The organism is Hymenobacter sp. NBH84, assembly GCF_014217645.1.
In the GTDB taxonomy this organism is placed as follows: domain Bacteria; phylum Bacteroidota; class Bacteroidia; order Cytophagales; family Hymenobacteraceae; genus Hymenobacter; species Hymenobacter profundi.
The window spans coordinates 4,607,076-4,627,440 of sequence record NZ_CP043644.1; the positions used below are offsets into that span (position 1 = coordinate 4,607,076).

Annotated in this window: 16 protein-coding genes; 13 read left to right on the forward strand and 3 right to left on the reverse strand. The window is 51.8% G+C overall.

Features of this window, described 5'->3' with window-relative positions; translation table 11 throughout:
- Positions 1 to 36 precede the first annotated feature (36 nt).
- Positions 37 to 2,493 (reverse strand): TonB-dependent receptor, encoded by a 2,457-nt coding sequence (locus F1C16_RS19295; RefSeq protein ID WP_185282222.1) that lies wholly within the window; start codon positions 2,491 to 2,493, stop codon positions 37 to 39.
- A gap of 419 nt (positions 2,494 to 2,912) precedes the next feature.
- On the opposite strand from F1C16_RS19295, the gene F1C16_RS23405 reads away from it, so the two are divergent.
- From F1C16_RS23405 to F1C16_RS19310, 3 genes are all read left to right on the forward strand, one after another.
- Entirely contained in the window at positions 2,913 to 3,383 is a 471-nt protein-coding gene (locus tag F1C16_RS23405) for an STAS/SEC14 domain-containing protein (RefSeq protein ID WP_374940607.1), read from the forward strand.
- Positions 3,384 to 3,990: 607 nt separating this feature from the next.
- The gene (gene htpG, locus F1C16_RS19305; RefSeq protein ID WP_185282224.1) at positions 3,991 to 5,835 is read left to right on the forward strand and encodes a molecular chaperone HtpG; all 1,845 of its coding nucleotides are present in this window, start codon (positions 3,991 to 3,993) and stop codon (positions 5,833 to 5,835) included.
- 232 nt (positions 5,836 to 6,067) lie between these two features.
- Positions 6,068 to 7,057: a toxin-antitoxin system YwqK family antitoxin gene (locus F1C16_RS19310; RefSeq protein WP_185282225.1), complete on the forward strand. Its 990-nt coding sequence runs from the start codon at positions 6,068 to 6,070 to the stop codon at positions 7,055 to 7,057.
- Positions 7,058 to 7,202: 145 nt separating this feature from the next.
- On the opposite strand, the gene F1C16_RS19315 is transcribed toward F1C16_RS19310, so the two are convergent.
- On the reverse strand, positions 7,203 to 7,562 hold the full coding sequence (locus F1C16_RS19315; RefSeq protein WP_243900258.1) for a YraN family protein: 360 nt from the start codon (positions 7,560 to 7,562) through the stop codon (positions 7,203 to 7,205).
- Between the two features lie 176 nt (positions 7,563 to 7,738).
- On the opposite strand from F1C16_RS19315, the gene lipB reads away from it, so the two are divergent.
- The 10 genes from lipB (at position 7,739) to gldN (ending at position 18,294) form a co-directional block, all read left to right on the forward strand.
- On the forward strand, positions 7,739 to 8,539 hold the full coding sequence (gene lipB / locus F1C16_RS19320) for a lipoyl(octanoyl) transferase LipB (protein WP_185282226.1): 801 nt from the start codon (positions 7,739 to 7,741) through the stop codon (positions 8,537 to 8,539).
- Positions 8,540 to 8,575: 36 nt separating this feature from the next.
- Entirely contained in the window at positions 8,576 to 8,992 is a 417-nt protein-coding gene (locus tag F1C16_RS19325; protein ID WP_185282227.1) for a hypothetical protein, read from the forward strand.
- A 47-nt stretch (positions 8,993 to 9,039) separates the two neighbouring features.
- On the forward strand, positions 9,040 to 10,116 hold the full coding sequence (locus F1C16_RS19330) for an MraY family glycosyltransferase (RefSeq protein WP_243900257.1): 1,077 nt from the start codon (positions 9,040 to 9,042) through the stop codon (positions 10,114 to 10,116).
- Positions 10,117 to 10,145: 29 nt separating this feature from the next.
- Complete coding sequence (locus tag F1C16_RS19335) at positions 10,146 to 11,345, forward strand: DUF4271 domain-containing protein (protein WP_185282228.1); 1,200 nt, start codon at positions 10,146 to 10,148, stop codon at positions 11,343 to 11,345.
- 69 nt (positions 11,346 to 11,414) lie between these two features.
- Positions 11,415 to 12,227 carry a uroporphyrinogen-III synthase gene (locus F1C16_RS19340; RefSeq protein ID WP_185282229.1) on the forward strand — a complete coding sequence of 271 codons (813 nt, stop codon included), beginning with the start codon at positions 11,415 to 11,417 and terminating at the stop codon, positions 12,225 to 12,227.
- Between the two features lie 259 nt (positions 12,228 to 12,486).
- Positions 12,487 to 13,494 (forward strand): PorP/SprF family type IX secretion system membrane protein, encoded by a 1,008-nt coding sequence (locus F1C16_RS19345; RefSeq protein WP_185282230.1) that lies wholly within the window; start codon positions 12,487 to 12,489, stop codon positions 13,492 to 13,494.
- A 236-nt stretch (positions 13,495 to 13,730) separates the two neighbouring features.
- Positions 13,731 to 14,738 carry an SUMF1/EgtB/PvdO family nonheme iron enzyme gene (locus F1C16_RS19350; RefSeq protein ID WP_185282231.1) on the forward strand — a complete coding sequence of 336 codons (1,008 nt, stop codon included), beginning with the start codon at positions 13,731 to 13,733 and terminating at the stop codon, positions 14,736 to 14,738.
- A 91-nt stretch (positions 14,739 to 14,829) separates the two neighbouring features.
- Positions 14,830 to 15,645 (forward strand): gliding motility protein GldL, encoded by an 816-nt coding sequence (gene gldL, locus F1C16_RS19355; protein ID WP_258048969.1) that lies wholly within the window; start codon positions 14,830 to 14,832, stop codon positions 15,643 to 15,645.
- Positions 15,646 to 15,706: 61 nt separating this feature from the next.
- On the forward strand, positions 15,707 to 17,293 hold the full coding sequence (gene gldM / locus F1C16_RS19360; RefSeq protein WP_185282232.1) for a gliding motility protein GldM: 1,587 nt from the start codon (positions 15,707 to 15,709) through the stop codon (positions 17,291 to 17,293).
- A gap of 47 nt (positions 17,294 to 17,340) precedes the next feature.
- A complete protein-coding gene (gene gldN / locus F1C16_RS19365; RefSeq protein ID WP_185282233.1) occupies positions 17,341 to 18,294 on the forward strand; it encodes a gliding motility protein GldN in 954 nt (317 codons plus the stop codon).
- Between the two features lie 122 nt (positions 18,295 to 18,416).
- On the opposite strand, the gene uvrC is transcribed toward gldN, so the two are convergent.
- Positions 18,417 to 20,231, reverse strand: coding sequence for an excinuclease ABC subunit UvrC (gene uvrC / locus F1C16_RS19370; RefSeq protein ID WP_185282234.1), 1,815 nt, complete (start codon positions 20,229 to 20,231; stop codon positions 18,417 to 18,419).
- Between the last annotated feature and the right edge of the window lie 134 nt (positions 20,232 to 20,365).

A 20,365-nucleotide genomic window follows, 5' to 3' on the forward strand; every position in this document is an offset into this window, starting at 1 on the left:
GAGGGATGACAGACTAGGTAGGAATTACGCAGCCACTCAATTGAACGCCAGCGGTACTACCAGCTTCACGCTCACGTTGCGGCCCATGTTGAATACGCCGCGCCGGCCGGTCACGTTGTTTACGTCGGCGTATTTCAGGCGGCTCAGGTGGCTTTGGTAGCCCACATCGAATAGATTGTTGGCGGCCAGGTAGAGGCTAAATAGCGGTTGTGCTTTGGCATTGCGCACATCGGCGCCCAAGCCAGCATTGCAGAGGGTGTAGCCCGGCGTGCGGGTTTCGGTGGAGTAGGCCGAGTAAAATCGGTCTTGCGCAAAGGTGTGCTCTACCAGAAAGCTGGCATACAGATTAGCCAAATGCTGGCTCTGCCCTACCTTGCGGAAGTTCACCCGCAGCTCCGACTGAAACCGATTGGCCGGAATAAAGGGCAGGTAGCGGGTGCTGTCGGGCTGGTTGAGCTGGGTGGCCCGCACCATCGAGAAGGTATTTTCGAAGTGCAGCCAGTCCAGCGGGTGCGGGTGAATATCGAGGCTGATCTCGCCGCCCACCAGCCGGGCATCGCCCTGCCCGTACCGAAATACCGGGTCGCCGGTGGCGGCAATAGAGTCGCCGCCCGATGCGGTGGCTAGGCGGCTGGGGAAGATGTAATGATTGATGCGGTTGTGAAACGCATCCACATTCAGGCTGATGTGCTGCGTGGTGTAGCTCACGCCGGCATCCAGCTGCGTACTCACCTCGGCCCGCAAATTCGGCTCCCCTATCTCGTAGCGAATAGTGCCCTCGTGCTGGCCGTTGGAGCCCAGCTCGGCAATGTTGGGCGCCCGAAACCCACGCGACACGTTGGCCTTCAAGGTTAGGTCGTCGGTGGCGTTGAAGGCCCCGCCCGCGCTACCCGACACGTTGCGGAAGGTGCTGGTGAAACGCTCAAACTTGGCTTCGGCGCCAGGCGTATCGGCGGGTACGGGCTGTTCATCGGCGCCCAGGTAGAGCGCCTCGGCCTTGATGCGCCGAATGTCGTAGCGCAAACCACCGCTTAGGTCAAGCTTGCCAATGGTTTTCTTGGTGACGCCAAATACACCCCCATCAAACAGCCGATACGCCGGAATCAGGAACTCTACGCCTTTGTTGCGGTTTTGCTGTGCTTGCCCACTCACCCCCAAGGTGGTGTTCCAGCCGTTCGTTTCGGGCAGGAAGTAGCGGGCGGCGTAGTCTACGGTATGCAGCTGAAAGTACAGTTCGGGCTCGTTGGGCGCCAGCACGTCGCCAAACTCGCGGCGCAGGTTTTGCTGCCAGCCCACGTTCAGCGTCAGGCGGCTCTGGCCCAAAATGAAGTTGTTGTCGGTGCCAATGCGCAGGTGGTTCACTTGCTGGCGCGGCACCGACAGGTCATAGCCGCGCAAGTCGCTGCTGCTAACGGGCACGGCCGCCACGGCGTCGCTGCTTACCCCCACGTCTTTTAGGAAGCGGCCAGTTTCCTCGTCCCGGTCACCTTCAGTTAGGCCCAGCTCTTGGTTAAAGGAGTTGAACGTGAGGTGCGAGAAGCCCCAGCTTTTGTTCAGCCCCACGTAGCCGTTAGCATCCAGCTCTCGAAAGCCGGAGTTGAACACGCGACCATCGTAGGGGTTACGGTAGGGGCCGGCCACTTTGCCAGTGCCACGTACCAGCCAATTCAGCCCATTGCGGTTGCCAGCATTCATCAGCGAGTAGCCTTGCAAATGGTTATTCGTCTGATAGTTGGTCGATATCGACCCCATTACCTTGCCCTCTTCTACCGGGTCGGCGGGTAGGAAGTTGATGACGCCGGCCATGCCATCGGAGCCGTAGAGCAGCGAGCCGGGACCCTTGATAATCTCTACCCGGTCCACAGAGTATTGGTCGATTTCGATGCCGTGCTCGTCGCCCCACTGCTGGCCTTCCTGCTTGGCGCCATTGTTCAAAGTGATGACGCGGTTAGCCCCCAGCCCCCGGATGATGGGCTTGCTGATGGCCGGTCCGGTGGTAATCTGAGCTACGCCGGGTGTGTGGGCCAGCGCATCCACCGCGTTGGTGCTGGCCCGTTGGCTCAGCTCCTTGTTACTGATGATGGTGGTAGGGATAGGCGAGCGGCGCATTTCCGTAGCCGCCGACACCCCCGTTACCACTACCTGTCCGATTTCGGTGGTGGCCGGCATGAGAGCCAGTTCCAACGGCTGCCCGCTGCCCGTGTCTACGGTGCGTACCAGGGTAGTATAACCCAAGGAGCGTACCTGCACCAAAAAACGCCCGCGCGGCAAATTGGAGAAGCTAAACCTCCCATCAGAACCAGTAGCAGTGGCTTGGCGCAAATCCTGAAATAAGACGGTAACTCCCGGCAGCGCCTCATGTGTATCGGCATCTGTCACGCGGCCCGTAACGGGCGGAGACGCTGTGGCGCGTGCTACAGACGCCGCTGGAGTAGTCGTTTGGGCGAAGGCACTCTGAGCGAGCAGACCAACGAAAATCAGATAACGAGTCATAAGCGGCTGCATGAGATAAGGCGCCAAGTGGTAACCATTGCAGTCGGCCTCCGTATAGCAGCGTCTTGTCGTTTCAAAAGTAATAGAAAGTCGTACAACGGCTCGTAGGCTGCCATTGAATCGTGTTATATAAAAATAGTTCAATTTAATAAATTAACTATCATAATTGAACTATTTACAGAAGACCTTATTCCTGATTTCGGGATACAATCAAAGGCAAGGGCGATTATAGTACACATGGTATATCGACTATAAGCGTATTTTCATTGATTTAGAGGGTTATACAAGCTTGTATAGTTATTCTATCATAGAGACTATAAATCTATATAATAGAATGGAGTAAATATTTTTTGCATAATTCACATATAAATACAAAATAATATACCTTTGAATTCATCATGCTATATAACTTAGATTATATGATTATTCAGTGCGCTGATGAGCAACAGCTGCTGCGCACTCAATGGAGAGCTGGACACTCCATACAGCATTTCAAACAGGGCTTATCACGTATACTAGAACTAACAGAACAACACGCAGTTACACGTGTAGTACTGGATCTGCACGACTTGCCGGATATTTGTATAATGGAGCAGGCGTGGATCAGCCTGACGTGGTTTCCAAAAATGGCCGGTCAGCCGCTACAGCAAGTGGCATTGGTGATGCCGCCCCGCAGCCTCTACAACCAGATGGTAGTGGAGAGTATCCTATGGATGGGGCAGGCGCTTATTCATTTTGATATTCAGTTTTTTTCCGAGGTAGAAGATGCACTCGAATGGATTACCGGAGACTCGCCACTGCCCTCGGTGCTACAGCAGGAATGGCACTGCTCCAGTGCGTTACCCTCGGCAGCGCCCGACAAACATTATGTAAGCGTAACCTACTCATAATAATGAGGTAGTAGTAGCGCCGCAATTTTGTAGTAGTCAACCTGTTTACGTTTTACTGCTATGAAAAAGATGCTGCGCTTACTATCAGGAATACTGCGCCCAGCGAGTCCGCTTCCTACTGCTGCCAGCGATACGCCGGAAATGCTATTCGTATAGTACTTATAGGCGCCAACGGCTATAATGGCTTATTGGCTAAGTGAGTAGCCTGCTAGCCGTGAGCCCCGTGCACCAGCCTGGCTGAGTGAAAGCTAGTTTCCCCGCTACCAGCGGTTGCATATTCAGGCGTTGGCCATACTGCTCCCTTCCACGGTGCACAATCAGTTGGTGCTGGAAAATGCGGTAGTCAATACTACCCACTGCCCGTTGCGATATGCAGTATTTCTCTGATGTGCTGACGGCGTTAGACTGGCTGTCGCTCATGGATGAAGACTGCGCGGCGCAGTTGCAGCGGCAGTGCTTGGCCGACGTATAAGCCGGTTTCGAGGGTAGGGCAGGCTAATGCGCTGTCAAACTGGCAGCTCCGGGCTGCATGGAATATCTTTTGAAGGGAACAACGCACTGCGCCGGCTGGCGCCTGAAATTGTCTGTTCACCCTAATATTCCTGTTATGCAAGAGAAAGGTAGCATCTCGATTCACACCGAGAATATCTTCCCCATCATTAAGAAGTTCCTGTACTCCGACCACGAAATCTTCCTGCGTGAGCTGGTGAGCAACGCCGTGGACGCCACCCAGAAGCTCAAGAGCCTGGCCCAACTGGGCGAGTTCAAAGGTGAGCTGGGTGAGCTGAAAGTACGCGTGACGGTGGACAAGGAAGCCCGCAAAATCACCATCTCCGACCGCGGCATTGGCATGACAGCCGAGGAGATTAAGAAATACATCAACCAGATTGCTTTCTCCGGCGCCACCGAGTTTGTGGAGCAATACAAGGAGAAGGACGCCGCTACCAAAGACCAGATCATTGGGCAGTTCGGCCTGGGCTTCTACTCGGCTTTCATGGTAGCCAAGGAGGTGGAAATCTGGTCGAAGTCGTATAAAGACGATACCCTGACCGCCCACTGGACCTGCGACGGCAGCACCGAGTTTACCTTAGACGAGCCCACCGGGGAGCATGAAAAAGCCGAGCGCGGTACCGACGTGGTGCTGCACGTAGCCGAAGACTCGGATGAGTTTTTGGAAGAAGCTCGCCTGAAAAGCATCCTCAGCAAGTACTGCAAGTTCTTACCCATCCCGATTGAGTTTGAGGGTGAGGTCATCAACCAGACGGCCCCCATCTGGACCAAGCAGCCCTCGGAGCTGACCGACGAGGACTACACCAAGTTCTACCAGGAGTTGTATCCGTTCTCGGAGCCGCCGCTGTTCTGGATTCACCTGAACGTGGACTACCCCTTCAACCTGACGGGTATCCTGTACTTCCCCAAAATCAAGGATGAGCTGCAATTGCAGCGCAACAAGATTCAACTCTACTCGCGCCAGGTGTTCATTACCGATGAGGTGAAGGACGTAGTGCCCGAGTTCCTGATGCTGCTGCACGGCGTAATCGACTCGCCGGATATTCCGCTGAACGTGTCGCGCTCCTTCCTGCAAGCCGATGCGGCGGTGAAGAAGATCAACACCTATATCACCAAAAAGGTAGCCGACAAGCTGGCCGAGTTGTTCCGCAAAGACCGCGAAGGCTACGAGCAGAAGTGGTCGGATATCGGTTTGTTTGTGAAGTACGGCATGTTGTCGGACGACAAGTTCTACGACCGCGCCAAGGACATCGTGTTGGTGCAAGACACCACCGATAAATACTACACCCTGAACGAATACCAGGAGCACATTCAGGCCAACCAGAAGGATAAGAACGAGCAGACGGTTATCCTGTATACTACCGACCCAGAGGCCCAGCACGGCTACGTGCAAGCTGCTTTGGATCGGGGCTATTCGGTGCTGAAGCTGAACGCTGTGCTCGACCCGCACTTCATTGGGCAGCTGGAGCAGAAGCTGGAGAAAGTGACCTTCAAGCGCGTGGACGCCGACACGGTAGGCAAGCTCATCGAGAAGGATGAAACGACCGAAAGCGTACTCAGCGACGACGACAAAACCAAACTGACGGAGGTATACAAAGCCGCCATCAACAACGAGCATATGCAGGTGCAGGTAGAAGCCCTGTCGCCGCAGGATGCGCCGGTGATTGTGACGGTACCTGAGTTTATGCGCCGCATGAAGGATATGCAGCGCGTGGGCGGCGGTGGCGGTATGCAAATGTTCGGCTCCCTACCCGACAGCTACACCGTGAGCGTGAATGCCAACCACCCGGTAGCCCAGCGCGTGCTGGCGCAAGAAGGTGAAGCTGGCCAGAAGCTGGCTAAGCAAGCCTTCGACTTGGCCCTGCTCAGCCAGGGCATGCTGAAGGGCGAAGCACTAACAGATTTCGTAAAACGCAGTGCTGACCTCCTAACGGCCGAATAAGGCTGACTGCTCAGTACAAGAAAGTCTGAGAAGTCTTAAACAGTACAAAAGCCCGCTGCCTGTAATGAGGTCGGCGGGCTTTTTGTTTGTTGAGGAAAAGTGGTTTGCGTTGAAATTGTAGCAGGTAGTACCTCGCCATTTCACTATCTCACCACTCACTATTGGGCACCAAAGCGGTGTATCTTTACGTTTGGCTGGAATACCATTTGTCTGCCTTCCCTACTCTGTTTGCATGCGTAGTACCCGTTTACCCCTTGTCGGACTTTTGGCCCTGTTGCTGCCGCTGACGGAGGCCTGTACCCGCAAAACCGTGTCGTTCAGCAGTCAGCCCGACGCGGCTACCCTGCTGGCTACCACCGATTCTCTGACCACCGCTAGCGACACGGCCAAGGCGCCCTCGCTCACCAACAAGCGCGTGACCCTGACCAAAGAGCAGGAAAAAGCAGCGAAAGCAAAGGCCAAAGCAGAGCAGCGCAAACCTAAAAAGAAGAAAAATATCTTCATGGGCCAGCCTATAAAGAAGGGCTATGCTAAGTCTGGGCCAAAGGGAAAGAATCAGCAGGTTGAGATATTCTACTACCTCAAAAACTTTCAGCAGCCTAACCTTTACGCACCTGGGCGCTACATCTACGATGCTGGTAAGCATCGTGTGTATAAAGCTGGGCCTGGTGAGTTAGATCCCAAAAGCCTCGTACTGCATGGCCCTTATAAGCGCTTAAAAGGTGGCAAAGTAGTAGAAACCGGCTTCTACGCCGTGGGCACTCGTCACCTCCGTTGGGAGGTAACCACGCCCGACAACATCCTGCAAGACAAAGTGCATTATGAAATGGGCTTCCCCCGCGACGCCGTCATTTCCTATTACGACGCTGAACACAAGCAGCTAAAAGAAGTGATTCCCTACGTGAATGGCGAGCTGGAGGGCGACTATGTGCGCTACAACGAAAACGGCCAGCGCGAGTGGGATGGCCAGTTTGAGAATGGCAAGAAGGTAGGACAGTGGATCAACTACTGGGGTTTCCGTAACCTGAAAGACCGCCGCCACTATGTATACGCTTACGGCGAATCGGGCTACGAGCCGGAGGTAGCCACACCCGAACTGGTGATGGAATATAACCGCAACGGCGTGCTGGTCTTCGACAAAGAGAAAGGCTATGACAAGCGCGGCACCGCTGATGCCGACCCCGTAGACCGCCGTCGGCCGGGCAACACCCGCCGGAAGTAGGGGTAGGGGTGAGTGAATTTTTCTGTCATCCTGAGCTTGCGAAGGATCTTATGATGCCAAAACGAATGACGTCATAACGACTCGTTCAATAGACATAAGGTCCTTCGCAAGCTCAGGATGACACACTATTGTGAAGTCCCTGGTCTCAATAAAACGCATCCTCAAAGTGCTCTACCCGGAAGCCAGCAGCTACGGGCGTTACGGCCAGCACGTCGAAGCGAATGTCGCCGTGCCAGTTCAGTTCTTCCTGTACCTGCTCGGCGGCTAGGCGAAACAATTGCCGTTTGCGCTCCGTCACGAACGCCTCGGGGTAGCCGAACTGTGAGGTAGAGCGCGCCTTCACCTCCACGAATACCAGCAACTCGTCGTCCAGCGTGGCAATTAAGTCGATTTCGGCACGGCGGTAACGGTAGTTGCGTTGCACAACGGTGTACCCTTGCGCCGTGAGGTGCGCGGCGGCGGCATCTTCGCCGGCCTGGCCGAGTTGGTGCGCGGGAGTCATCATACGGGGGTAGGGTAGGGGAGCAGCACGAATGGGGTTGGTGCTAAATCTAGTACCTTTGAAGTGGTTTGTGCACCGACCCGTCACCGGGATTGTAGGTAGCCGTTATTGGCAGGCCGAGAGGATGTAATTACTAGCCAGCGCGGCTTGCTTTTTGTACACCGCAGTTTTCAATTAGGATGGACACATTGCTTACTTCTTGCAGTACATCGGCTCCGACTAGTTCGGTGTTCAGTGCTACGCCTACTGCTACGCCCCACCAAAATCGTGCGCTACATGTGCGTCATTTGGGCGTGCAGCCCTATGAAGAGGCTTGGGCCTATCAGGAAAGCCTACTAGCCGATACCTTGGAGCGCAAAAAGCAGAACCGCGACGCCATCGAGCGAGGGGAAGCCCCTGCGCCTACCCCCAACTACCTGTTGCTCTGCGAGCATCCGCACGTGTATACACTGGGTAAGAGCGGCAAACCTGAGCACCTGTTACTGGATGAAGCAGGCCTGGCGCACCACGGTGCCACGTTTCACCGCATCAACCGCGGCGGCGACATCACCTACCACGGCCCCGGCCAGCTGGTAGGCTACCCCATCCTCGACCTCGATAATTTCTTCACCGACATTCACCGCTACCTGCGCGTGCTGGAAGAAGCCGTTATCCTCACCCTGGCCGACTTTGGTCTCTCCGCCGGGCGCATTGCCGGCCTCACCGGCGTCTGGCTCGACTGGGAGGAAGGCGCCCCCAACCCGCGCAAGATTTGTGCAATGGGCGTCAAGTGCAGCCATTGGGTAACGATGCATGGCTTCGCGCTCAACGTCAATACTGACCTTGATTATTTTGGTCATATCATCCCCTGCGGCATCGACGACAAAGCCGTAACCTCGATGGAGCAGGAGTTGGGCCATGATGTGCCTTTGGCTGAGGTTGCGGACCGCTTGGTACCGCATTTGGCAACCTTATTGGGAGCTACGCTGACGCAAGAATAGCTGCGATAGAGCGTCCATTTTATCCACTGATTACCTATGAAAGAAGATATTTCCTTTGATCCGGTAGAAGGCGTTTCTATTGCCATAGTGCCCAGCCAAGACGCGGTTGTGGAAGACGGCAAACCCGGTTGGCTGGTCTACTTGTTGAACTACAATTCCTTTCCGCTCAGCAACGTTATCGTAAGTTCTAATGGCTACGGTACTAATGCGCAGGGCGAGCCAGTGCGCACCTCCACCCTGCGTCATGCTTTGCCGGAGGTAGAGCCCCGCAGCGCCGTTCCCATCGAACCCATCGACCCGGCCCTGTTTCACCTCAACAATCAATACTGGCTCAGTTACTACCGCGGGGCACAGATTTTCGACAAGAAGTTCATTTTCGTTCCCGATTCTATTGTGCCCGCCAACCTGACGCACATTGCGCTGCTCGAGCAGGAAGGCGTGCTGCACAGTTAATCCGATCTTGCCCGATTCCACCCACCCCCTTTGATCTTGACGTTACGATGCCCGTTCTCGGAGTAAAACTGGTCCTGTCGGCTCTGTGGTCGTTTTTGGTGGCGCTGTTTGCCGTGCCGTCCATTATCTACATCGCCCACCTAAAAAACATGCTCGACACGCCCAACGTGCGTACCGTGCATGAGTCACTTACCCCCCGTTTGGGCGGGGTAGCCATCTTCGCAGGCTTTATGTCGGCGCTTACCATTTTTGCGCCTCTGGAAAATGGTATTCAACAACTGCTAGCGGGTTGCATCGTGCTGTTTTTTGTAGGACTGAAGGATGACTTGGTGACGATTTCTGTCACTAAAAAATTTATCGGGCAGCTATTGGCCACTGGTATCATTATGGTGATGCCTGATATAGAAATCCGCATTACCAGCTTCCAGGGCATCTTTGGTATTCACGAGCTACCTATGGGTGTCAGCTATGCCATCACATTCGTGGCCATTGTAGGCATCACCAATGCCATCAACCTGATTGATGGACTCGATGGCCTGGCGGGTACCATTGTAAGCATCATCTCCGCTACGTTTGGTTACTACTTTCTACGCTATGGTGGCCCTTCTTACGGAAACTACGCTTATGTTGCTATCTGCCTGATAGGTGGTATTATCGGTTTCCTACGTTATAACTTCCACCGCGCCAGTATTTTCATGGGCGATACTGGTTCCTTGGTGTGTGGATTTATCGTGTCGGTACTCACCATTCAGTTTGTTGAAATGGGCGCTACCACGGGACAGCCATTTGGCGCTTCGTCGCCATCGGTAGCGGTAGGAATTTTGTTTGTACCGTTGTTCGATACTCTGCGCGTCTTTATTATTCGGATGCTGGCGGGCCGTTCACCCTTCTCACCCGATAAGAACCACGTGCATCACCGTATTCTGGCTATGGGCTTTCAGCAGATAAGTACAGTGCTACTGCTAGGGCTGCTTAATCTAGTAGTGATTCTGTTTGTCATCAACTTCTCCGCTCTAGGTAATACTCTATTAATACTGGCATTAGTGGCTTTCTCGGTATTGTTGAGCGTTTTTCTGGGCGTATACCACAGCCGGCGGGGTGTACAGCGTCGAGTAGCGTCATAGTAGTACAGCAAGCAAGTTCGCCAGAGATTATGATGACCAACCACTCAATTGCTACACGCCACCACTGGCGCTGGGTGTTGGTATGGCTGCTCTGCTGGCTGACCCTACCCAGCGGCGTCCGTGCAGCTGAGTATCGGCCATTGCCCCCATCCGCCAAAAGCGGCTTGTCAAACGATTGGCTGATTTACAATGCGTCTCGCAACCGGCTGACGCTGTACCTACCCGGCTACCACGCGCCGGCGCATGCGTATTATCAGTGGGTGAATCTGCGTCCTAGCCGACCCCTACCCATCACGTTTGTGGCTCGTCAGAATGAGTGCTTATTTCTGGACAACCAGTTAATTTTCACCTCACCGGCCGCCGCCTCCTACACGCTGGATCTGGCTACCTTCCTACCAGCTTCTGCGCCGGCTGGTCAACATCTACTCTGTGTCTGGCACGCCGATGCGGTGCCTAATCTATCATCGTTTGCGAATGCTATTCCGGAGGTAGCAGCGGCTTCTGGCAAGCCGGCCTCCACTGTAGCTAGGGCGCTTCCGCGTCCTCGTGGCCATCAGGGGCAGACCGTGTTTATCGGCTTTTTGCTGCTGATCGGGCTGCTGTACGGTGGCCTGCGAGCTTCCTACCAACCAGGTTTTGCTCGTATCTATCAGTTTGAGCAGCTATGGCGCCGCGGTAACAACGAGCCCGACTTTTTGGTGAAGCCTACCATCACCTGGCTCAATATCCTACTCGTTCTGATTTTCTCGCTCTCCTTTGCGCTGCTGCTTGTTGCCATCCATACCAACATTCAGAGTATCGTCATTCTACGGCGCTTGTTTGCCGTGCCTGAGTCGGCTATTGTACTGCGGGTGTTGTTCTACACCAGCCTCATTGCGGCCTTCGTATTAGGAAAGTACCTTTTTCTTGAGTTGATGGGCTACATCTTTGATGTCACGTCCTTGGTAATAGTCCAGTATCGGGAGTTTATCCGCACAATTCTCTTTATGGGATTATTCCTGCCCCTTGTTATGCTACTCTATTTAGGCCTCAATCAGACCCTGCCCGAGACAGTACTATGGGTGTCTAATGGTGTGGTTTCCTTACTGTTACTAGGCTCTGTATTTCGTATAGCCCGCACGTTACATCGGCGGGCGTCATTACTGAATCTGCATTTGTTTTCGTACCTTTGCGCCACGGAAGTGATTCCACTCATCATTCTGCTTAAAATAATCGTTTTTACTTACTAATACCGCGCTGTTGAGGGTGTGAAGCATTATTCATAACCCTCCTTTTGCGCTAGATTTACTCGATTACCTATGGCCGAAAGCAAAGACCAACCGGGAACGGGCCGGCATGCCAAAAGCATTGCCAGCATCCTCGTTACGCAGCCTAAGCCCACCGGGGACATATCACCCTATTTTACCATTGCGGAGAAGTATGGTATTAAAGTTGATTTTCGCGAATTCATACAGGTTGACCCTGTCTCATATAAAGACTTTCGCAAGGAAAAAGTAAACATCCTCGACCATACGGCTATCATCTTCACCAGCCGCAATGCCGTCGACCATTTTTTTCGGATTTGCCAGGAAGCCAAAATTGAGATGCCTGCCGAAATGAAGTATTTCTGCATTTCAGAGCAAACAGCTAACTATTTGCAGAAGTACATTGTGTTGCGGAAACGGAAACTATTCGTTGGACTCCGTACCGCATCTGATTTGTTCGAAGTCATCAAGAAGCACAAAAGCGAAAAGTTCTTGTACCCATGCTCTGACATTCGCAAAGATGATATTCCGGAGTTCATGCGGGCCAACAACTACAAGTTCACGGAGGCGGTCATCTACCGTACTGTTGCCAGCGACCTGTCGGATCTGAGCGACGTGAAGTATGATTGCCTAGCTTTTTTCAGCCCCTCTGGCATCAGTTCCCTCTTTGTTAACTTCCCCGACTTCGTGCAGGATGGTACGCGCATTGCGGCATTCGGTCCTACCACAGCAAAGGCTGTCCGCGATGCAGGTTTAGAGTTGGATATTGAAGCCCCTATGCCTAATGCGCCCTCTATGACGGGTGCTATTGAAGAGTATATTCGTCGGAATGCCGAAGCTATTGCTGCCCTCAAAAGCAGCAAATAAAAGCAAGAAACAGAATAGTATTGGCCCCCTTTTCCAGCAATTAGTCGTTGGAGAAGGGGGTTTCTGTTTTACCAATGCAAAATGGTAACCGAATCAGTCTCGGAAGTGTATTTAAGCAGGCAAAAACATAAGACTAGATAGACACTTAATCTGACAGCAGAGCGTTTTAGCGTAAAGACGCGACCGAGTTTTTTTTCTACATTTGAAAATGTACCTGTGTAGCCTGTTATGGCATGCGCTCCGTTAAATCTGTTGCTATATGAAGCGAATTTTACTTGCCGGTTTTTTATCCACCTGCGCTGGTACTGCCTTTGCCCAGCAACAGCCTAATTTTACGCACTATCCGTTTGTTGGTCTTTACTTGAATCCTGCTTATGCAGGCATTAAAGGGCAAGGAGAAATTACAGCGTTGGGTCGCTACCAATACCTTGGCTACAGTGGTAGTTTTGATGATGGTGGTTCGCCCCAAACCTACTTGCTTTCGGCCTCGTTGCCGGTGCCTGCTTTGGGTGGGGGTATCGGTATTCAGGTATACCGAGATGTAGTAGCAGTGTTGAAAACTACGAACGCCCAACTCTCTTATTCCAAGCATTTCAAAATTGGCGAAGCCAGACTGGGAATTGGGGTTCAGGGTATCTATAATCACGTAGGCCAGGGCGGTTACCGCCCTGTCGATCTAAATGATCCGAGAGTGCCAATAGAAGGCTCTGACGCAAAGTTTGACCTAGGTGCTGGAGTATGGTATGAAGCGCCTAAATTTTATGTGGGTGTAAGCGTAAACAACCTACTGCGGGCAAATGGGTACCGCTACCTAGCGCGACCAGTAGATCCTACTGCGGAGCTTTCTGAAACGGCTCGGTATCTGAATGAAAATCATTCGTATCTGACTGCTGGCTACAATATTGAGGCATCTTCATCCGTTGTGGTAACGCCCACCGTACTCATGAAAATGGTGCTGCCGGGTAAGTTCGGAAACAACGATAAATTTAATTTCAAAAATAATTCTTACGAAGCTGGTGTTCGTGCTACAGTCAATGACCGGTATTGGGCTGGCATTGGTTATCGCTACGATGAATCCATTACTGGCTTGGTAGGATTCAGTTTTGGAAAAGATAACGCTGCACGCGTTGGATTGGCCTATGACATTATTGCATTTAACCAAGATGCAAGGGCGTTGAGCTCTGTCGAATTGATGTTATCGTATCGCCTACCCAAGCCCGGAATTTTTACGCGTCCAGCAGTACGTACGCCGCGTTACAGTTTTTAGCCTTCATATCTGGCAGGGTTTTCGCGGTTTAGGTGAGTAAGAAAGACGAAGAGGATAACCGTAGGGAACCTTGAGGAGCTATCCTCCTGTTTCACCGAATGTTGCACTTCTCGCGGTCTTTTCAACGCGTCAGAGGAAAGGCTTGTGCGCGTACGCTTCAATGAGTAAATTTGCCGTTCCATAAAATTGTAATCTTTGGGTATTGCCGCCCAATCAGCCTTTTCTACACCTACCTCATGAACAAGTTACTTCTACTGCCTCTGGTTGCCTTCTCGGCATTGTTTCTGGGGGGCTGTGGCTTTGGCAAAGGACCGCAGGGCGACCTAGTAGGGGCGGAGGACCGCCCTGAGTATAACCCACAGGAGGTTCCTTTTGGCATGGTGCCCTGCCCCGGTGGTACGTTCCACATGGGCCAGACTGATCAGGACATTTCGGCCTCTATGGTGAACATGAACAAGCAGGTGACCATCGCCGGCTTCTACATGGATGAAACAGAAATCACCAACAACGAGTACCGCCAGTTCATGAATGCTATCCGTCAGGATTCCATTGATGTGTTGGGTGAAGAGTATGTGATGACGGAACTGTATCCTGATACTACCGTATGGGTACGCGACTTCACGTATCACATGGGCGACCCGCTGATGGAGTATTACTATACTCACCCAGCATTCGATGATTATCCAGTAGTGGGGGTAGACTGGTTTGCCGCCAAGTATTTCTGCAACTGGCGCACCAAGAACAAGAATGCCGCCAACGAAGAGTCTGGTCTGGCACCTATGCCTAACTTCCGTTTGCCCTCTGAGGCGGAGTGGGAATATGCCTCCCGCGGCGGACGTGACTTAGCCACCTACCCTTGGGGTGGTCCTTACCTACGCAATTCGCACGGCTGCATGCTGGCCAACTTTAAGCCCGGCCGCGGTGACTATGCTTCTGATGGTTATGCTTACACGGCCCCAGTAGGCGCCTTCTTCCCGAATGACTTTGGTCTATATGACATGTCGGGTAACGTGGCCGAGTGGTGCGATGATGCATACATGGAAGCTTCTGTACCAGTAGTGTGGGATATGAACCCTACCAACCCCGACGACAACGAGCCTCGCAAAGTGGTACGTGGTGGCTCTTGGAAAGACATTGCTTACTTCCTCGAAACTGGTACCCGCAACTTTGAATACCAAGATTCCGCTCGCTCTTACATCGGCTTCCGTTGCGCCATGATTCAGATTGGCCGCAACTCTCGCTAACTCAAACTTCGCTTTCAATTAATCAATCAGGCCGGGTGGCCGACGCATTAACCTCACCAACCCCTCATCATTTCCAATCTTCTTTTCAACAATGGCAGCAAAAGGTAACTTTTTCTTCGACAGTGTAATGCCGAAAATCTACGGTATTGGAGCTGCAGTCGTAATTATTGGTGCACTATTCAAAATTCTACACTTACCCGGCGCTAACGAGATGCTGATTGTAGGTCTGGGCACCGAAGCAGTTATTTTCTTCTTAAGTGCGTTCCAACCTAACCCCAAAGAAGTTGATTGGTCATTGGTGTACCCTGAGTTGAGCGAAGGTTACGACCCATCGACTGGTAATCCCAGCTTCCGCACCAACGCTATTGCTGACAACGGCAGCACTGGCCTAACCCGCAAATTAGACGACATGTTGAAGGATGCAAATGTAACTCCTGAGGCTATCAACTCGTTGGGCGCTGGTTTGAACCGTCTAAGCACCACCACACAGCAACTCTCGACGCTGGGTGATGCTACCAACGCTACGGAAGAGTACACCACGAAAGTACGTGGAGCTGCTCAGTCGCTGGAGCGCATCAACGAAGCATATTCTAATACGGCTCAGGCTATGTCGGCTATGGCTGAGGCTACCTCGGACGCCAAAGAGTACCACACGCAGGTACAAACCGTGACCAAAAACCTGGGCGCTCTGAACGCAGTGTACGAAATGGAATTGCAGGATGCCAACACGCACCTGAAATCGATGAATAAGTTCTACGGCACACTGAGCCAGGCAATGGAAAACCTGACCGAAGCCGGCAAAGAGACCGAGCAGTTCAAGCAGGAAATCACTGGTTTGACCACCAACCTGACCTCGCTGAACCGTGTGTATGGCAACATGTTGAACGCCATGCGTGCTACCAGCTAAGCTGATAAGTAGAAAGATTTAAGAAATTCTGTCCCCACTATACATTTAATAGGAAGACGAGATGGCGGGAGGAAAAGAAACTCCACGGCAGAAGATGATTGGCATGATGTACCTAGTACTGACTGCACTTCTAGCCCTGCAAGTAGACTCAGCAATTCTGCTGAAATTCAAATTCTTGGATGATGCGCTGTTTGGCATCAACCAGAAGGTTGAGAAAGCAAACGGTAATGCCGTAAAAGGCATTCAGGCACAGGTTGAAAAGAACCGCAACCAAGCCAGCGATTTGGCAGTGCTGAAGCAAAGCGAAGAGATTCGGGAACGCAGCAAAGCAATGGTTGCTTACCTGAACGATGTGCGCGATAAACTGGTAGTAGCTACCGAGAATAAAAAAGGCCAGAATGCGTACAACAACATGGATGCTAATGATAAGGTAGCAAACGCCATGTTGGGCCAGAACAAAAACGGTTTAGCCTATCCCCTAAAAGGCAAACTGAATGAGTTCTCTAGCTACATCAAAGGTTTCGTGCCCAGCGCTACTCCTCTAGCTCTAGATGCCAAAGAGGACCCTTTGACCGCTGCTGACCCAGCACAGAAGACGAAAGACTTCGCTGAGTTAAACTTCGAAAAGACGCCTCTTGTAGCTGCTTTAGCTGTACTATCGCAGAAAGAAGCTGAGGTGTTGAAGTACGAATCGGATGCTTTGGCTGCACAAGCTGCTAAGGTAGGTGGTACCACCATCGTATTTGACAAAGTAGGCGCTTTCGCTAGTGCAGAGTCAAACACAGTAGCTGCCGGCACAAAGTATAAAGCAGAGCTCTTCCTTACTGCTTCGGCTTCGAACCTGAAGCCTACGATGACTCTGAATGGTTCGCCATTGTCAGTAGATCCTAACGGCCACGGTAAAGTTGAGTTCACAGCTACACCTGGTGGTTTTGATGCTGCTGGCAATGCTAAGAAGCAGTGGTCGGGTACGATTCGCTTCAACCAGAACGGTCGCGACACGACTTTCAAAGTAACGGTTCCCTATACTGTTACTAAGCCCGTAATGCAGATTCAATCGGCTTCGGTACAAGCTTTGTACTTCAAGTGCGGCAACAAGCTAAGCGTACAGGTTCCTGCTTTGGGTGCTCAATACAAGCCTAGCTTCTCTGCCTCGGGTGCTGCCTCTATCCCTGGTTCGAAAACGGGTGAAGTGATGCTGGTGCCTAACTCGCGGGAAGTGACTCTGAACGTAAGCAGCAGCGGTAACGCTATTGGTTCGCAAACCTTCCAGGTGCGTCCGGTTCCGAAGCCTGATATCAAATGCGTAGTAGGTGGCCGTGAGGCTAACGAAAAGCAGGGTACTCCAATCACTGCCGTGCGTAACCTATCGCTGCGTGCTATCCCGGATGCCAGCTTTGCCAACTTCCTGCCTGAAGACGCCCGTTACCGGGTAACTAGCTATGAAGTAACATTGGTACGTGGTCCACGTCCTGTAATGCCTTCTCGCACTATCAGTGGTCCCGATGCTAACTTGAGCGATGTAGTAAACACTGCTAAGCCTGGCGACCGTCTATACATTCAAGTGAAGGAAGTGAAGCGTATGAACTTCCAAGGCCAGCAGGAAGACGTAAACATGGGCAAACAGTTCAATATTCCGCTGATCTAAGCATTGCTTAACTGAACGAAACGCGGCGATTTACTGATTACTACGGTATGAACAAGATTCTCTCCTTGGCTGCTCTGGCAGCAGGCCTCACGCTGTCGGTAGCAGCTTCGGCACAGGAACAAGCTACTACCGCGAGCAGCAATGGCTCGTACCGTCCGATTCCGAATTCGGATATCATGTTCAGCAAAACTATCTGGCGTGCTGTTGACCTACGGGAAAAGCAGAATAAGCCAATGTTTGCCGAAGGTAAAGAAATCAGCCGCATTATACTGGATGCCGTGAAGCGCGGTGAGTTGCAAGCTTATGCTAATGACTCGCTGACTCGGACGCTAACACCAGCCCAAGTACAGGCCAATGCTTCTTATGTAGAAGAAACACAAGGCCTAACTGATGCTGAGAAAGCTGCCGGTTTCACAGATGCTGACTTAGGCGGCGGAAGTGACGACGGTTGGGGTAGCAGCAGCGGTGGTGGCGATGGTTGGGGTGCTCCAGCGAAAAAGTCCACTGCCAAGGGTAAAAAAGGAGCTACTACTAAAAAGGTAGCTGCTGCTCCTCCAAAGCCGGCTGCGCCACCTAGCTATGAGTATCGTCCTAAGGACTTGTACCAAATGGAATTGAAAGAAGACATGATCTTCGACAAGAAACGGTCGCGGATGTACCACGACATCAAATCCCTCACGCTGGTAGTGCCTTCTACGCTGCCTTCCAACGCTTCGGGTATTGAGAAGCCCATTGGTACGTTCAAGTACAGCGATTTGGTTCGGGTGTTCCGTAACAATCCTACTAGCGCTATCTGGTTTAATCCTCAGAACGACGCACAGCATAAGAACTTGGCAGACGCGTTTGAATTGTGGCTGTTCAATTCATACATCGTGCGAGTGTCGAACCCAAACAACGCACGCCTCGACGAAATCTACGGTGGTCAGCAGCAAGGTATCCTGGCTTCGCAACAAGCTGCCGCTGATTTGATCGAGTATGAGTACAACCTGTGGAGCTTCTAAAGTTACAGATTAGCTCGGATTTTAGCGGATTACACAGATTTTGTAACTGATCCGCTTATAAATAAAAAGCCTCAACCAATTATTGGTTGAGGCTTTTTATTTATAAATTTTTACGCAAAAGGCTATTCCAATGCAGCAGATTCTTGGTCAGCAAAGTAATTTAGTAATACTTTAGCTTTGGCTTTTCCTACTTCTGCCACTAATTCCAACTCAGTAAGCTCCTTAATCTTTTTAACAGACTTGAATTTGGAGAGAAGCTTATCGGCTGTAACTGGACCTAGGCCTTTCACATCTGTTAGCTCTGTTTTAAGGGTAGCAGCGTCGCGGCGGCTACGATGGAAGGTGATGCCGAAGCGGTGTACCTCATCACGCATTCGTTGGAATAGGCGCAAGCTTTCGCTTTTTTTATCGATATAAAGGGGTAGGGGGTCGTTGGGTACGTAAATTTCTTCCAAGCGCTTAGCAATACCAATGACAGCCATTTGGCCCCATAGGTTTAGATCTTTCAGCGCTTTCACAGCCATACTAAGCTGGCCCTTGCCCCCATCTACGATAACCAGCTGGGGTAGGCTGGCACCTTCGTCTATAAGGCGACGGTAGCGGCGCGTTACGACTTCGTACATTGAATCGAAGTCGTTGGGGCCAATCACCGTCTTAATATGGTAATGACGGTAATCCTTCTTGCTAGGGCGGGCATTACGGAAACACACCATCGCAGCCACTGGGTTGTCGCCCTGAAAGTTGGAGTTGTCGAAGCACTCAATGTGTTTGGGTAACTCCGTGAGGCGCAAGTCTTTCTTAATAGTTTCCATGATCCGTACCTCGTTCAAGTCTTTGGAGCGGTCGTTCATGCTTTCCTTCTCCTTGCGCAGGTACAGCACATTTTTGAGGCTTAGCTCTAAGAGCTTACGCTTGTCGCCGATCTGTGGCTGAGCCACTGTTACGCCGGGTAGGGGCAGATCGGGTAGGGGTACGTTAGTCAGGATCTCCTTTGATTGGCTCTCGAACTCCTCGCGCATCTGCATAACCAAGGGCGCCAGGATATCCGCGTCCGACTCATCCAGCTTCTTCACTACCTCCAACGACTGCGTTAAGATGATAGAGCCGTTCATCACTTTGAGGTAGTTGATAAACGCTGATTTTTCGTTGGACGCAATGCTGAATACGTCGATGTTTGACAGCGACGCGTTGACAACTGTTGATTTGGCCTGGAATTCTTCCAGCTTATCCAACTTTTGCTTGAACTGATGCGCTAGCTCATACTGCTGATCCTGAGCGGCGGCGGTCATTTTCTCCCGGAAATAGGCCCGCGCTACCGTCAGGTTACCGTTCAGAATATTCCGAATCTGTGCAATGTATTGGTTGTACGTTTCTTCATCCTGCAAGCCCTCGCATGGCCCTTTGCAGTTGCCAAGATGATACTCTAGGCAAACTTTAAACTTACCAGCTTCTATATTTTGGGGCGACAGGTTATAGGTGCAAGTCCGCAACGGATACAACGCTCTGATTAGCTCTAGTATCACGTTCATGGCTGTGAGGTTGGCGTAGGGGCCGTAATAGCGACCATCGCCGGGCTTCTTGTTGCGGGTTGGGATGAGGCGCGGAAACCGCTCGTTGGTCAGCAGTAGGTAGGGATACGTCTTGCCATCTTTCAGTAGGATGTTGTACTTGGGCTGATGCTGCTTAATGAGGTTATTCTCCAGCAAAAAGGCCTCTGACTCATTGTCCACAATGGTGAACTCGATGCGCTTGATGTTCTTGACCAGTTGCTGGGTCTTTTTGTTATGGTCCTGCTTGGTGAAGTAGCTGCTTACGCGCTTGCGTATATCTACCGCCTTGCCAACGTAGATAATGCCTTCATCATCAAAGTATTTATAAATACCAGGACGATGGGGCAAATGGCGAATCTGTTCTTGCAGGTGGGCGTTGGCAGCCATAGGGTAGGGAAAGTCGGGAGTTGCTAATGCGTACGCACTAGTAGCAACGGGAGATTCAGGGAGAAACTGTAGCCTATAGAAACAGCAAATGGCGAGTGTTTATCACCGCCATTTGCTGTTTTTTATGAAAAGAT

Bases quoted from the DNA above. Each gene is read 5' to 3' on its own strand.
- F1C16_RS19335 (WP_185282228.1), top strand. From the start codon at position 10,146: ATGATGACCAACCACTCAATTGCTACACGCCACCACTGGCGCTGGGTG.
- F1C16_RS19345 (WP_185282230.1), top strand. From the start codon at position 12,487: ATGAAGCGAATTTTACTTGCCGGTTTTTTATCCACCTGCGCTGGTACT.
- F1C16_RS19340 (WP_185282229.1), top strand. From the start codon at position 11,415: ATGGCCGAAAGCAAAGACCAACCGGGAACGGGCCGGCATGCCAAAAGC.
- gldN (WP_185282233.1), top strand. From the start codon at position 17,341: ATGAACAAGATTCTCTCCTTGGCTGCTCTGGCAGCAGGCCTCACGCTG.
- F1C16_RS19295 (WP_185282222.1), bottom strand. From the start codon at position 2,493: ATGACTCGTTATCTGATTTTCGTTGGTCTGCTCGCTCAGAGTGCCTTC.
- F1C16_RS23405 (WP_374940607.1), top strand. From the start codon at position 2,913: ATGATTATTCAGTGCGCTGATGAGCAACAGCTGCTGCGCACTCAATGG.
- F1C16_RS19330 (WP_243900257.1), top strand. From the start codon at position 9,040: ATGCCCGTTCTCGGAGTAAAACTGGTCCTGTCGGCTCTGTGGTCGTTT.
- uvrC (WP_185282234.1), bottom strand. From the start codon at position 20,231: ATGGCTGCCAACGCCCACCTGCAAGAACAGATTCGCCATTTGCCCCAT.
- F1C16_RS19310 (WP_185282225.1), top strand. From the start codon at position 6,068: ATGCGTAGTACCCGTTTACCCCTTGTCGGACTTTTGGCCCTGTTGCTG.
- lipB (WP_185282226.1), top strand. From the start codon at position 7,739: ATGGACACATTGCTTACTTCTTGCAGTACATCGGCTCCGACTAGTTCG.
- F1C16_RS19350 (WP_185282231.1), top strand. From the start codon at position 13,731: ATGAACAAGTTACTTCTACTGCCTCTGGTTGCCTTCTCGGCATTGTTT.
- htpG (WP_185282224.1), top strand. From the start codon at position 3,991: ATGCAAGAGAAAGGTAGCATCTCGATTCACACCGAGAATATCTTCCCC.
- F1C16_RS19315 (WP_243900258.1), bottom strand. From the start codon at position 7,562: ATGATGACTCCCGCGCACCAACTCGGCCAGGCCGGCGAAGATGCCGCC.
- F1C16_RS19325 (WP_185282227.1), top strand. From the start codon at position 8,576: ATGAAAGAAGATATTTCCTTTGATCCGGTAGAAGGCGTTTCTATTGCC.
- gldM (WP_185282232.1), top strand. From the start codon at position 15,707: ATGGCGGGAGGAAAAGAAACTCCACGGCAGAAGATGATTGGCATGATG.
- gldL (WP_258048969.1), top strand. From the start codon at position 14,830: ATGGCAGCAAAAGGTAACTTTTTCTTCGACAGTGTAATGCCGAAAATC.